Annotated in this window: 12 protein-coding genes; 5 read left to right on the top strand and 7 right to left on the bottom strand. The window is 27.4% G+C overall.

Going from position 1 to position 14,265, the window contains the following annotated elements:
• The first annotated feature begins 212 nt into the window (after window positions 1-212).
• Together IPM32_17355 and IPM32_17360 are read left to right on the top strand one after the other, a co-directional pair.
• Window positions 213-1,172 (top strand): XdhC family protein, encoded by a 960-nt coding sequence (locus IPM32_17355; protein ID MBK8947017.1) that lies wholly within the window; start codon window positions 213-215, stop codon window positions 1,170-1,172.
• A gap of 69 nt (window positions 1,173-1,241) precedes the next feature.
• A complete protein-coding gene (locus IPM32_17360; GenBank protein ID MBK8947018.1) occupies window positions 1,242-2,144 on the top strand; it encodes a TIGR01777 family protein in 903 nt (300 codons plus the stop codon).
• 1 nt (window position 2,145) lies between these two features.
• Here IPM32_17360 and IPM32_17365 read toward each other — a convergent pair whose 3' ends face one another.
• The 4 genes from IPM32_17365 to IPM32_17380 are packed head-to-tail and all read right to left on the bottom strand — an operon-like array spanning window position 2,146 to window position 7,971.
• Window positions 2,146-4,527 (bottom strand): Ig-like domain-containing protein, encoded by a 2,382-nt coding sequence (locus IPM32_17365; GenBank protein MBK8947019.1) that lies wholly within the window; start codon window positions 4,525-4,527, stop codon window positions 2,146-2,148.
• A complete protein-coding gene (locus IPM32_17370) occupies window positions 4,528-5,454 on the bottom strand; it encodes a PD40 domain-containing protein (GenBank protein MBK8947020.1) in 927 nt (308 codons plus the stop codon).
• A 4-nt stretch (window positions 5,455-5,458) separates the two neighbouring features.
• Window positions 5,459-6,457 (bottom strand): hypothetical protein, encoded by a 999-nt coding sequence (locus tag IPM32_17375; protein MBK8947021.1) that lies wholly within the window; start codon window positions 6,455-6,457, stop codon window positions 5,459-5,461.
• An 11-nt stretch (window positions 6,458-6,468) separates the two neighbouring features.
• A complete protein-coding gene (locus IPM32_17380) occupies window positions 6,469-7,971 on the bottom strand; it encodes a T9SS type A sorting domain-containing protein (GenBank protein ID MBK8947022.1) in 1,503 nt (500 codons plus the stop codon).
• A 224-nt stretch (window positions 7,972-8,195) separates the two neighbouring features.
• Between IPM32_17380 and IPM32_17385 the strand changes: the two genes are divergently transcribed.
• Together IPM32_17385 and rpmB are read left to right on the top strand one after the other, a co-directional pair.
• Window positions 8,196-8,702: a ferritin gene (locus IPM32_17385; protein MBK8947023.1), complete on the top strand. Its 507-nt coding sequence runs from the start codon at window positions 8,196-8,198 to the stop codon at window positions 8,700-8,702.
• 82 nt (window positions 8,703-8,784) lie between these two features.
• Window positions 8,785-9,024 carry a 50S ribosomal protein L28 gene (gene rpmB / locus IPM32_17390; protein MBK8947024.1) on the top strand — a complete coding sequence of 80 codons (240 nt, stop codon included), beginning with the start codon at window positions 8,785-8,787 and terminating at the stop codon, window positions 9,022-9,024.
• A 114-nt stretch (window positions 9,025-9,138) separates the two neighbouring features.
• Here rpmB and IPM32_17395 read toward each other — a convergent pair whose 3' ends face one another.
• Window positions 9,139-10,332 (bottom strand): hypothetical protein, encoded by a 1,194-nt coding sequence (locus tag IPM32_17395; protein MBK8947025.1) that lies wholly within the window; start codon window positions 10,330-10,332, stop codon window positions 9,139-9,141.
• 191 nt (window positions 10,333-10,523) lie between these two features.
• On the opposite strand from IPM32_17395, the gene IPM32_17400 reads away from it, so the two are divergent.
• The gene (locus tag IPM32_17400) at window positions 10,524-12,188 is read left to right on the top strand and encodes a peptidase (protein MBK8947026.1); all 1,665 of its coding nucleotides are present in this window, start codon (window positions 10,524-10,526) and stop codon (window positions 12,186-12,188) included.
• A 5-nt stretch (window positions 12,189-12,193) separates the two neighbouring features.
• Here the strand turns inward: IPM32_17400 and IPM32_17405 are convergent, their stop codons facing one another.
• Window positions 12,194-12,346: a hypothetical protein gene (locus tag IPM32_17405; protein ID MBK8947027.1), complete on the bottom strand. Its 153-nt coding sequence runs from the start codon at window positions 12,344-12,346 to the stop codon at window positions 12,194-12,196.
• 140 nt (window positions 12,347-12,486) lie between these two features.
• Entirely contained in the window at window positions 12,487-14,256 is a 1,770-nt protein-coding gene (locus tag IPM32_17410) for an N-acetylmuramoyl-L-alanine amidase (GenBank protein MBK8947028.1), read from the bottom strand.
• Between the last annotated feature and the right edge of the window lie 9 nt (window positions 14,257-14,265).

Below are 14,265 nucleotides of genomic sequence, written 5' to 3' on the forward strand. Positions count from 1 at the left end.
TTTCTAGTTGAAGATGAATTTTAAAAATTATTACTTTCACAATTATCATAAGTAATATAATTTTGATTTGTTAATAGTTATGAACGGTTGAATTTTCAACAAAGAAATATCGTGATAAGAAGTGTTTAGATTTAACAATTCATAAATTTCAAAAAGTAAAAATTTTTTTCGATTGATAATTTTAAATTATTCTTTAATAAAATTGGAAACTTATGAAAGAAGTTGATTTATGGATTTTTATTTACAACAAATTAAATAGAAATATAAAAGTTAATTTGTTAATTGTTGCAGATTCAAGTCTATCTTCACCGGGAAAATCCGGATTTAAAATGGCAATTTCCGAAGATGTTGAAACTTATGGAACAATCGGCGGCGGAATTATGGAATTTGATATTTTAAATGAAATTCGCGGAACATTAAATCTTGCAGAACCGGTTAACTTTATAAGAAAGTTACATCACAGCAAAACAAAGGATGGACATTCTTCCGGATTAATTTGCGGAGGTACTCAAACTTTAATTGTTCAAACTTTAACAATAGAGTATAGAGATTTAGTAAAAAATATTATTGATAATCTCGAAGAACAAATAAATGGAATTTTACGTTTAAATCCATTTGGACTTGATTACACCGCAAGAAAGGAAAATGAAAAAGATATAAATTTATTTTATGAAGATGAACAAAATTGGCAGTACGAAGAAAACATTGGTTTATTAAATACAGTTTACATTATCGGCGGAGGTCATGTTGGATTAGCTGTTTCACGAGTTATGGCAACTTTAGATTTTTACATTGTAACTTTTGATCAAAGAGATGATATAATTACAATGAAACAAAATACATTTGCAAATAAAAAAATTATTACAAAATATGAAGATGTAAATAAGTTTATTAGAGAATCAAAAAAATCTTATGCTGTAATTGTAACACCAAATCACGATGGAGATAAAGAGGCACTAAAATCAATTATCGGATTAAATCTTAAATATATTGGTCTGATGGGAAGTGATAAAAAATCAAAAAGTATTTTTACACATTTGGAATCTGAGGGGATTAACAGAGAACTTTTTAAAAAAGTTAATACACCGGTAGGTTTAGAAATAAATGCAGAATCTCCGGAAGAAATTGCAATTAGTATTGCGGCGGAAATTATCAAAATTAAAAACTACTAATTTTATTTAAGAGAAAATATCACATATTTTAAGTTTTCTTTTGTAAGAAAATTAATCTTGTTAGGACTTATGAATAAAATTTTAATTACCGGTGCAAGTGGCCTCATTGGAAGTGAGTTATCTGATTTTCTTTTACAAAAGAATTACGAAATTGTAAAACTTGTACGCACTAAAAATAATATCCCAAACATATTCCTTTGGGATATTGAAAAAAGTTTTATTGAAAATGGAGCTTTGGAAAATATTGATTACGTCATTCACCTTTCCGGAGCCGGTATTGGCGATAAACGTTGGACTGAAAAAAGAAAAAAAGAAATTATTGATAGCAGAATTAAGTCTACTGAATTATTATTCAATAGTTTTTCCAAAATGAAAATTAAACCAAAGGCAATTATATCAGCTTCAGCTGTAGGATATTATGGAGCAATTACTTCTGATAAAACATTTAATGAAGACGATCCGCCGGCAAATGATTTTCTTGGAAATGTTTGTAAATTATGGGAAGATTCAGTTAATAAATTTGATGAACTTGGAATGAGAACAGTTAAACTCAGATTGGGCGTAATTCTTTCTAATAATGGTGGAGCCCTCAAAAAAATGCTACTGCCCGTAAAATTAGGAATGAGCTCTGGTTTAGGAAACGGAAATCAGTATATGCCCTGGATTCATATACAAGATGTATTAAGTATTTTTTTACATTGCATTGAAAATGAAAATATTAATGGAGCTTACAACGTTACAGCGCCTTTCTCGGTTACAAATAAAATATTTATAAAAAATTTAGCACAAGTTTTTAATAAGCCATTCTTTATGCCAAATGTACCATCATTTATAATGAAACTTTTGTTTGGTGAAATGGCAAACATAATTTTATATGGAAGTAAAGTTTCATCACAAAAAATAATTGATGCGGGATATAAATTTAAATTTCCGGAATTGGGAATGGCATTGCTGGATTTATTTAAGAAATAAATTATTTGATAAGCATCATCTTTTTTGTTGATAGATAAGATTCATATTTTAACTGATAATAAAATACTCCGCTTGGTAAATTGCTTCCATCAAATTGAATTTTATAATTCCCCGGTTTATGACTTTCGTTAACTAACGTTTTTATTTCTCTTCCCAAAATATCAAATAGCAAAATTTTCACATTGGGCGTTTTACCTTTTTCATTTTTCGGAATCGAATATTCAATTGTTGTTGTTGGATTAAACGGATTTGGATAGTTTTGTTTTAAATAAAATAAATTTGGTTTCGAAATTATATTATTTTCAATTTCTGTAATTATATTAAATTGTATGTCATCAAAAAATAATTCACCAAATTTTTCTCCATTTTCATTCTGAATAATTTTTAACGAATTAAAAAACAAATCGGAATTCTCCAAATTAATTTCTCTAAACTTCCACCCCGTCCAATTTATATTTCCAATATTATAATTATATTCATTACTGTCCGAATCATAAAAACATATTTCTAAATAATTATAACTCAAGTCGCCAAAAATCCATAAGCCAAAATTATTTTGCAGATTTAAATTTATTGGAAATAGATTACTATTTTCCAATTTACAAATTCCGGAGGAATCTACAGAAAAATTATATTTCAACTTTCCGCAATTTAATCCGGAAATAAATTTACTTTTCGAAATTGAAAAATTTGTATTTGCAATATTAATTCCAAATGAAGAAATATTTTGTGATGGTTGAATCCAATTTCCCATTTCTTCAAAATCAAATAAAATATTTCCTTCTGTTTCTGTGAGTGATTCAGTTTTAAAATTTATTGTAGTATCAGATATTAAATTTGAGCCTTCTGTATCTTTAATTCCATTAAGTAGTTTTATTTTATAATCAGAATTTGGTTGTAATTCATACATAGGTTCAAATATAATTTCACCATTTTCATAATTTGTTTCGTTAATTAAAATATCAACATCATTATTTTCATTATTATGGAAATATACATTTCCACCCAATGTATTTTGATCAATTGGTCCATCAAATTGTAATTTAATTTTTACGCTTTTACTGATATCTGAAGAATTATTTTCTGGATAAGATTCAAATAATCTTAATGCTGATCGCGTATCGAATGAAAATATAAATGGTTGCTCAATTAAAATATCATAATAACTTTTTGCAAAAATATTCAAACTCACTTCATATTGCGTTCCACCCGAAAGAAAGTTGTTCGGAGAAAATATTAATCGTTTATCATTATTTTCCCAAGTAAATGTTCCTTGTACAGTTGGAATTATTTTAAATGCAGCTTGAGTATTTATTTTATCCATTTTTACATTAAAATTCAAAATAATTTTTGAATCTAATCTTACATTTTCCGAATCACTTGGTAAAAATGTTGTAACAAAAGGAGGTGAATAGTTTGGAGCTGATACCAAATACTGATCAACAAATGTTGTTTGATTTTCTTGAACATTTACATGGATTGTATCAACCAAATAATTTTCTGCGTTTAAAATTATATCATATTCTCCAGTATTCAATCTATCGAAAAAAAAGAATCCATTATTATACGAATCACCATTATAAACAATACTATCCGGAAGTAAAACTGCATTTACTAAATTCGCCGGTTTATTTTTATCCTTTGTTCCGTTGATATAAAAGTAATCGACAGGTTCAAAATTATCTCTAGCAAATCCGGCAATCTCACCAAATGGCAAAATTTCCAAACTGAAGTATTTTATAAATGATTTTGTGATTGCCCATGCTTCATGTTTTAAATAAGCTTCATTTTTTAATCTAAAAGATTCTGGAATATAATCATGAAATGATCCCTCTGATAACGTGCCGGGCATTGTTAATCCTTTTAGCACACCTAAGTATGGTTGACCAGTTCCATAAAAATCTGCATCACCTCTATTATATTTTGTTGTTGTTCTATGAGCTTTATAAATTTCATCTGCTAAATATGAGCCCATAATTTTTGCTTGTGGATAAGTAGGAGAATTATCTCCGCCTTGAAAAAGTACTAAAGTATAATTTGATTGACCATTATATGCATTACTATGAATTGAATGAAAATAATCTGCATCAAAATTATTTGCATCGGCAACTATTACGGAAAGCGCTAAATCATCCGATGAATTATTTGTTGTTCGGCTTAATTTAGTTTCTGCGTTGAGTGAATCTAATATTTCCTTTAGATAAATTCCTTTTGATAAATTTCCTTCACTTTCCCAAAATCCAGTAGCAGCATTATATCTATCATTAGAATCATGTCCGCCATGACCTGGATTTATATAAATTCTTATTCCGGAAAAATCTTGCGAGAATAATTCAAATGTTATTATAAATAGAAATAATAATATTTTTTTAATTGGTATCATTTAATTTTCGAAACTAATTTTAGCTAGGTAAATTTCACCCAATGATGTATTATAAACAATACTGGTTTGATCATTTGACCACTCCGCAAACATTTCAATAATATTTTCGGTATTTGTAATTTGATATTCTTTATTTTCATCAATTGAAAAAACAAATAAATCCGAAGAAATGTATTTCTCTCCATCGTCTTTGTCTTTCATATATAAAATATATTTTCCATCCGGAGAAAATTTTGGATAATGTCCATCTTTTATGTTTAGCAGAATATTTCCATTATTATCACAGAGAAATGAACCTTGATTTCCAAAAGTAAATAGGATTTTTTCTCCGTCGTTTGAAAATGATTCCCAAACGTAAACCCCTTTCCCCATCGGACTAACATTTATAATATTATCATTTTCCGTTATAAATAAATTATTATTCTGAGAGTAAATTACTTTTGAATTTTGATTGTTTTTTCGAAAATTATTATATGATAATGGTTTGATATTTATTGAGGAATTTTCAATAAAGTAAATATTTGAGTTAACAATTTGATTTGGAATTGAGATTTGTCTTTTATCGTTTTCTAATATTTTTTCAATATTAGTTTTTATATTCTTGGAAGTAATTGAATATATTTTTTTTCCATTTTCAATTTTAGATTTTCTGAAAATTATATTTTCATCATCGATAATTAAGGGATTATATCCGGCTCCGGAAGCGTTAGATATAATTTCAGTTTTTTTTGATTCAACATTATAAGAATATAATCCATCATAATTTTCTGAAGTAAATAATATCAATCTATCATTTTTTGAAAACCGTGGATAAAATGCCGATGAGTATTGCTTCATCTCAATTTTATTGATATCAGAGATTTTAATATTCTGCGAATAATAAATTGAAGAAAGTAAAATAATTATTAAAGAAACCTTATTTATCATAATTTTATTTTTTGGTTATGTTAAAAGTGATAATTCTTATATCGCCATATTCTGTTGCAAAAACAATTTTATTTTTTGTCGGGGACCAATCCGGATAGAGTTTTTGATATTTTTCATCAGTTAATATTTCAAATTCTTTATCACTATCTATAAATCCAATAAACATTTTTGAATAACTCAACTTTTGATCATCATATTTTTCTTTAGTAAAAACAAGTAAGTTACTTTTAAATAATTTTGAAATAAATCCAGCATCTTTAATAATATTAATTGGTTCACCAATTTTATTGTATAGTAAAAATCCAATTGTATTTGTAAGAACAAAAATATTTTCCAAATCTTTAGAATAGAAACACTCAATTGGTTTTATGTTATTCGGAATGTTTAAAGTATCAATTTTATTATCAACTTTTTTTAATACATTATTTTCAACAAAGAAAAAAGGTTTATTAAATGCATCACTAATTGTTTTGTTTAACAAATTTACATTTTTTGGAATTTCATTTTCAACAAAATATATAAGACTATCAGCCAATATCGGCGGGCTTAATCTAAAATCTGAATTATAAATTACATCAATTTTTTTTGTATTAATTTCATAACTTAAAATTGAAAATGATTTTTTACCTTTTGTAACTTTATTCCTAAAATAAAGAACATCTCCATTTTTTGAAATCTGGAAATTAAATCCGCATTGCGGCAAACTCACTAATTTATTTATTGCATCATTACTTAAATCGTAAAACCATATTTCATTAAAATCTTCTGTGGTAAAAAATACTTTTTTACCATCAATACTGAATTGTGGATTTCTAAATCGACCAATTGATTTATCAACTAATATTTTGTTTTCAACAATTTCTAATTTAAAATTCGCAAAATCAGTTTTCTCCTTTTCTAAATCATGTTGATGAATAGATTTTTTTTCTTCAATAATTTTATCTTTTTCTTGTTTGCAACTTGATATGAATAATATCATCATTATAAAAATTATTTTTCTCATTTTTAACTCAATTATTTTAAAAGAAGCATTTTTTTTGTTTGAGAAAAATTACCAGTTTTCATTTGATAATAGTAAACTCCGCTTGGAAGTTTGCTTCCATCAAATTGAATTTTATAATTTCCTGGTTTTCCTATTTCGCTAACCATAGTTTCAACTTCACTACCTAAAATATCATAGATTTTTAATGTTACATAATTCAGACTAAAATCTGAGACTTCATTTGACACTTCACTTTTTAGGATTGACGGAATAATATATTCTATTGTTGTTGTTGGATTAAAAGGATTTGGATAATTTTGCCCAAGTATAAAATCTTTTGGTAATTTATTATCTTCAACATTTACCGTTACAGAAAATTTCTTATCAAGCAAATTCCAAAGTTCGTCTCTTGAGCCGTCATAACCAAGCGCCCACATTCCAATTCCTTTTAATTTTTTTGAAATTGCTAAATCATATTTTAGTGATAGGCTGGAATCTGTATCAAACCAGACTTGATTATTTTTTGAATCAGAAGTAAAACTAAACCAAGAATTTTTATATGTTGAAGACCACTTAACGCCATAATTTTCACTTAATGGTTTTGCATCGCGGTATCTTTTTGATTCAACAAAATTCAATGTTGAAGAACCTTCTTGCGAAGTTGAAGTTTCCCAATGCGGACCGTAATACGGAACTCCTAAAATTATTTTTTCCGGATAAAACGATGTAACCGTTTGATACTGAACATTTATTGTATTTGTAATATTATAACTTCCGCCTATTAACGGAGCTGTTGGACCCGTTGTTGTACTCCAACTTCCAAAAAAATCGTAGCCCATTACAAAAAGATAATCACAACTTTGAGCTAATCCGGTTAAATTCCATCCTCCCCAATTTACTGCCGGTGCGGCAAAAGAAACCTCAAGATCCGGAGAAATTGCGTGCACTGTATCTGTTAATTCTTTCATAAAATCATTAATTACGGTTCCTCGATCGGCAGTATTTAAACCTTCAAAATCAATATTAACTCCGTCCAAATTATAATTTATAATTTTGGATTTTACTCCGCTGAAAAATATCCACTTTGCAATTGAACTTGTTAAAATTTCATGAATATCATTTGCAGAAAAATTAACAATAACCATAATTACTTTTGTTCCGCTTTCATGTGCGCTATTCATTAAATCGGTCCATGGCCAACTTGGTGGTTCAGAAATTGCCCCGGTTTTTGAAACAGGGAAATCAAAAACTGCAATATGAGAAAGTAAATCATAATTAAAATTTTGATGAGCATTTTCCAAATATTCCCAATCAGGCAAATATCCAAAAACTGATTTACTCAAACTTTTAGTTGCTTTTTTATTTATTGGAACTATAGATTCGGAAAAATTTTTCTTCTGGAAATTTTTCATTTTCTCAATAATTTGCGGTTCATTTTTTTCTTGATCAATTTGATGAATTCCTTTAAAGTTCTGTGCATTTATTATGGGAATAGTAACTAATAAAAAAATAATGATTATATTTTGTTTAAACATTTTTGCAGTCCAAAATTTTTATAAACTCAATATAAGAAACTTATGAAATATTACTTATATCATTCTTCATCCTTATTTTGTTGGATAAAGCTCCTAATTAAAATGTAAAATGAGAATTTACAATTCCAATTTTTCAGAATTTTATAAAACTTTAGTTAAATTAAGAATGAAAAATTTAAAAGAAATTTATTACATTTAATTACAAAAAAGTTGAAAGGGATAAAATGGTATCAAGTAAAATTGAACAAGCATTAAATGATCAATTAAATAAAGAAATGTTTTCTTCATATTTATATTTATCAATGGCGGCATATTTTGAAAATAAAAATTTAGCCGGAATGTCTAATTGGATGAAAATGCAATCACAAGAAGAATATTTGCATGCAATGAAGTTTTATGATTTTATTCTTCGTTTAGGAGGGAAAGTAAAATTGGAAACTTTGGAGTCGCCCCAAACAGAGTGGAAATCGCCTCGCGAAGTTTTTGAGAATTCTCTAAAACATGAAAGATTTATTTCGGAAAGTATACATAAACTTTTTGATTTAGCAATTTCTGAAAGTCATCATCCAACAAAAAGTTTCCTTCAATGGTTTGTTGATGAACAAGTTGAAGAAGAAAGTACAGTTTTGCAAATTGTTGAGAATTTTAATTTAATTGGCGAAGATAAAAGCGGGTTATTTATGCTTGATCGCGAATTAGGATCTCGAACTTCAGCATCGGAAGAAAATTAGGATTTTGCGTTAAAAAGTATTTTCTTTTGATTTTTTTTTAGCTATATTAGAAATCTTAAATTTTAAGACTTTGGAGTAAATAATGTCAAGAAGATGTGAATTAACTGGCGTAGAACCAATTGGCGGAAGCAGAATTTCTCACGCTCATAACAAAACAAAAAGAAGATTTTTACCAAATTTGCAGAAAAAAAGAATTTGGGTAAAAGAATTGAATAGATTTGTAACTGTTAAAGTTAGTTCCAAAGCATTGAAAACTTTGGCAAAAAATGGAACTTCAGAATTAGCTAAAATGGTTCAAGAAAAGAAAATTAAAGTTTCCTAAAATATTATTGGTTTCGCAATAAAAAAGCCCATCAAATTGATGGGCTTTTTTATTTAATTTTTGAACCGATACTTCTCAAAATTTGTGAATTAAATATCGGTTCATTACAGTGGATTATTTTCTACTTTTTACAGTTCTTTTTTCTTCTTCTTTATCATTATTTTTTGTAAAACTTCTCGATTTCTCAGTTTCTCTTTTAACTTCAACTCTTGATTCTTTTTTAACGGTATTTCGTTCGGGATTATTTTGTGTCGATTTTTCAATACTTTTCGAACTTTCTCTTTTTACAACTACTCTACTTTTTGATTCCGATTTCGAAATTTCTTTATCATATTTTCTATTAACAATTTTCTCATCATAATTTTTATTTACATTTCTTGAAATTTCAACATCTTTTTTCACATCTCTATTCTCAACTTTTCTTTCAATATTCTTTTCAAATGATTTTTCATCTGAATTTTTAATTTCTGTTTTTCTGGTAATTACAACTTTATCTGATCTTAAATTCTTCAATTCTCTTCCTTTTGTAACTTTTGATCTATCAAAAGAATTTTCTCTATTTACATCAATTTCATTTGGTCTAAATTCTCTAATTTCACTTTTGTTTCTTAATTCCCTTGAATCATATTTTTTTTCACTGAAATTTATATCTCTTGCAGAAATTCTTTTTCCTATTCTTTTCTCAACAAATTCTCTGTTTACACCACCGTTAACAATTCTATCATTATCTGAGTAATAATTTGTTCTGTGCTTTGTTCTTCTATAAATTCTCTCTGCGTTATTTCCAAAAATATAGTGTTTATGAATATCAACAGAAACAAAGTGATTGTATTTTACAAAGTTCCAGTAAAAGTGACCCGAATTCCATCTTATTGAAAATCTGATTCCATGTTTTGGGTAAAATCTTGCATAAGGCGGAAGTGGAGCCCATCCGATATAATAATCATCATATCTCCATTCAACCCAAGCTGGTCCCCATTCACTATCCGGCATCCAAACCCAGCCGTAATAATCGTCAAAAAACCACCTTCCATAATGATATGTTGCCCATCCAAAAGGTTCGTAAGAAACCCAATACCAACCGTTGTGAGTCCATTCCCACCTTCCATCAGTATAAGGTCGCCAATCTCGGTATGTGTTATAAGGTCTCCAAACATAATCATCAAATCCAATATCAATCCATTCACCGTATGGTTCTAAGGAATTGAAAAAATATTCGACACGAATATTTCTATGATAATCATAAGCATTCAGATTAGTTAAAAATAATCCAAATAAAATTGCTGTTAAAAATAACGTCTTTTTCATTTTACACCTCGTTGATAATTACAATATTAGAAATTCACATTTAGTGCCAAATTAGAAATGTTTGTTTTGCTTAATTTTGAACGGTAAGTATTTAATTGTGTATATTTTTTTATACATCATGTTTTAGAATTTTACACAATTTAATTTCTTATTTCTTAATTTTTCAAGCAGAAAATATTTATAGAGGTTATATGAAAATTATTAGCATAATTAATATTATCGCTTTAATTATTACGATATCATCATGTAAAAGTAATTTAGAAAATAAGGATTTGGAAAATATGGAAGAAAAAATTTCGCAATATGCAGTTACAAATATTAAATACGATAAAAATCTTCTTGATGAGAATCAGAAAATAATTATTGAAAAACTTTATAAAGCCGCAAAAATTATTGATGAAATTTTTCTTGAGCAAGTCTATTCAAAAAATTATGACATCAAACAACAATTAGTAAATTCTGATGAACCATTAGATAAACTTAAATTAGCATATTTTAATATAAATTTTGGACCTTTTGATAGATTAGATCATAATAATCCTTTTATTGGAAATGATAAAAAACCACTTGGAGCAAATTTTTATCCCGATAATATTACTAAAGAAGAATTTGAAAATTGGATTAAAGAACATCCAGAAGATCAAAAAGGATTTACAAGTGAATTTACAGTAATCAAAAGAGATGGAAATAAATTAAGATCCATTCCATATTTTATTTATCACAGAGAAAAAATTTTAGAAATATCAAAACTACTTAGAGAAGCTGCTGATTATGCCGAGAATCAATCACTTAAAAACTTTTTATTACTTCGTGCCGAAGCTTTAGAAACTGATGATTATTTCAAAAGTGATATGGCTTGGATGGATTTAAAAGATCATACAATTGAAATTGTTATTGGTCCATATGAAGTTTATGAAGATGAACTATACAATTACAAAGCAAGTTATGAATGTTTTTTAACTATTGTTGATCCAGAAGAAACAAAAAAATTAGAAACATTTTCAAAATATCTAACTGAAATGGAAGCAAATTTGCCTTTACCGGAAGAACATAAAAACTTTAAAAGAGGAAGTGATTCGCCAATTGTTGTTGTGCAAGAAATTTTTAGTGCCGGCGATTCAAAAGCTGGAGTTCAAACTTTAGCATTTAATTTACCAAATGATGAAAATGTAAGGAAATTAAAAGGTTCTAAAAAGGTTATGCTAAAAAATATTCATGAAGCAAAGTTTGACAAATTACTAAAACCAATTGCGAAAACTGTTCTTGATCAATCTCAACAAAAATATGTTACATTCAATGGATTTTTCACTCACACATTAATGCATGAAATGTCACACGGAATTGGCCCGGGATTTATAACAATAAATGGAAAAGAAACTGAAGTTAAAAAAGAATTAAAAGAAACTTATTCTAAAATTGAAGAATGTAAAGCTGATATTCTAGGAATGTTTAACAATAAATTGATGATTGAAAAAGGAATTTTACCTGTTGAATTTGAAAATGAAATGTGGATTACATTTTTAGCTGGTGTTTTTAGAAGTATTAGATTTGGAATAAATGAAGCGCATGGAAGTGGAACTGCAATAATTTACAACTATCTTCTTGAAAAAGGCGGTTATGAATTTGATGAAAAAACTCAAAAAGTTAAAGTAAATTTCGAAAGAATTTATTCTGCATTAAAGGAATTAGCTAATAAAGTACTAATGATTCAAGCAACTGGCGATTATAATGCATCAATTGAATTAATTACAAATTACGCTAAAGAAACAAATTCAATTAAAATTTTGGTGAAGAAATTATCGAATTTACCAGTTGATATAAAACCGGAATTTCAAATAGAAAAAGAATTAAATTAAAATTATTAAAAAGTAAATAATGAACCAATAATAACAGCTAAATAAGCTATTATTGATATCCATTTTATGGCTTTAGATTTGAGATATATATCATTTTTATTTGATTTATCAACAAATTGACTGAATTTTGACTGCGGGATGTTATTTAATATATCCATTTAAAAACTTTCTTAAGAAATTTTTATTTGATAATTAATATAAATAATACTTGATGTCTAAATTGTGCTGTGGATCACATAACTAAATATAATGTCTTATTTTGATACACACAAGAACTTTATATTTATAAACTATTTATTTAATTCCAATTATCTTCACATTCGTATAGATAATCTTGAATTCCCTGAATAATTTTTTTGCATATTTCATCTTTAAATTTTGGATCCATTAGTTTCATTTCATCATTTGGATTACTCACAAAGGCAGTTTCAACTAAAACATTCATAATTTCTGTTGGCGAATTTAAATAAAAATTGAAATTCCCTACATTTCCAAATTGTTCAAGTCCAAGTTCTAACATTCTTTCATAAATTTTAACAGAAACTGGTCTGAAAGCAATATGTTTATAATATGTACTTGTTCCACTAATTTTCACAGGGTCAGCATTATATGCAATTGAATTTGCATGAATACTAATAAGAATATCAGCGTTAAAAGAAAATACTTTTTGCAATCTTTCGCTATTTTGTGAGTAAGTATCATCTTCCCTAGTTTTAAAAACTTTTGCACCTTTTTCAATTAACATTTTTTCAAGTCTATTTACAATATCAATTGTAACATCTTTTTCTAAAAGACCAGTTGCGCCAAGTGAACCATTATTTTCGCCGCCATGACCGGCATCGAGTACAAAAGATAATTTATCAAACTTCAAAATTTCCGGCTGTTTTTTTATTTCAATTTCTAAAGAAGTATTATTATATCCAATTTCATATCCCCAAATTTGTTTTCTTTTTGGTTCAATTGTTATTCGGAATAAATTATTTTCAACTTGCTCATAATTTAAATTTTTAATTCCTTCAGTTGTTAAATGTTGAGTTATCCAATTACTGTTCGATGTTGCTCCATATATATCAACAATAATTCTTGTGGGATTTATTTCTTGTCGTGTAGAAAACGGCAATTTTTCATTCAGATTTATTATAATTTTATCATATTTTTTCCCGCCGTAAGCAGCCCAAGAATCTGTTAAGGAAAGCGGCAGATGATTTCCTAAAGGAAGTAAATCAACTTGATCTTTTTCAATCCACGCAACTAAATTATCAGTTAACCTAACTCTGTATTGTTCGCCATGCATTCCATCAATAATTAATTTTATTCCTTCTTCCAAAAAAGATAATTTCGATCCGCCTAATCGATCAGTTCCCAAACCATAATTTAGTGAAGGTCTTTCACCTTTTGTAATTGCAATTCTCGGCAATTTCGATGGAATTAAGGATACATTTGCTTTAGAATTTTTTGATAATATTTCGCCTTCTTTTTCCAAAGTAAAAGTTATTGGAAAATTTTCCAAATTATCATTATCCGTAACTTTGTAAATTCCCGTGTAAATTCCCTTAATTCCTTTTGTTTCTTTTTCGGGAAGTTCAATCATTTTTATTCCATTCATAAATGTTGCATTGCAGCCCGGAGTTCCTTTAAATTTAACTTCTAAAATATCACCATCATTCAACCACAAATCATCTTTCGGAAGCATTAAATTTTCTTCGATTATTAATACATCCGAATTTGTAGTTTCCAACTTCTTTTCTTCCCTAATAATTTTAAACTCTTTTGAAACTTTTTCTCCATCCTTTGATGATACAATTTCAAATATATTTTCACCAATTTCTAAATTCAACAAAGTTGCAATTGCACCAGAAGGATAAACTTTAATTTTTTCATCATTAATTGTTACTGTGCTTCCGGGAAGTGTGTTTGCGGCAAGTCGGTACTTTGTTAACGTTGTGGATGTAATTTCCTTTTCTGGAATTACAATTGAAATGTAATTTTCCTTCTTATCATTTGCATTTGATGTAGATATAAAAATTAAAAATAAAAAAAATAAATAGTGAACCATTTTCTTAATCAAAATTTCATC

Source organism: Ignavibacteriota bacterium (assembly GCA_016716225.1).
GTDB lineage: Bacteria > Bacteroidota > Ignavibacteria > Ignavibacteriales > Melioribacteraceae.

Coding starts and splice junctions, on each gene's coding strand:
- IPM32_17360 (MBK8947018.1), top strand. CDS start 1,242: ATGAATAAAATTTTAATTACCGGTGCAAGTGGCCTCATTGGAAGTGAG.
- IPM32_17355 (MBK8947017.1), top strand. CDS start 213: ATGAAAGAAGTTGATTTATGGATTTTTATTTACAACAAATTAAATAGA.
- IPM32_17365 (MBK8947019.1), bottom strand. CDS start 4,527: ATGATACCAATTAAAAAAATATTATTATTTCTATTTATAATAACATTT.
- IPM32_17395 (MBK8947025.1), bottom strand. CDS start 10,332: ATGAAAAAGACGTTATTTTTAACAGCAATTTTATTTGGATTATTTTTA.
- IPM32_17380 (MBK8947022.1), bottom strand. CDS start 7,971: ATGTTTAAACAAAATATAATCATTATTTTTTTATTAGTTACTATTCCC.
- IPM32_17400 (MBK8947026.1), top strand. CDS start 10,524: ATGAAAATTATTAGCATAATTAATATTATCGCTTTAATTATTACGATA.
- IPM32_17385 (MBK8947023.1), top strand. CDS start 8,196: ATGGTATCAAGTAAAATTGAACAAGCATTAAATGATCAATTAAATAAA.
- IPM32_17370 (MBK8947020.1), bottom strand. CDS start 5,454: ATGATAAATAAGGTTTCTTTAATAATTATTTTACTTTCTTCAATTTAT.
- IPM32_17405 (MBK8947027.1), bottom strand. CDS start 12,346: ATGGATATATTAAATAACATCCCGCAGTCAAAATTCAGTCAATTTGTT.
- IPM32_17375 (MBK8947021.1), bottom strand. CDS start 6,457: ATGAGAAAAATAATTTTTATAATGATGATATTATTCATATCAAGTTGC.
- rpmB (MBK8947024.1), top strand. CDS start 8,785: ATGTCAAGAAGATGTGAATTAACTGGCGTAGAACCAATTGGCGGAAGC.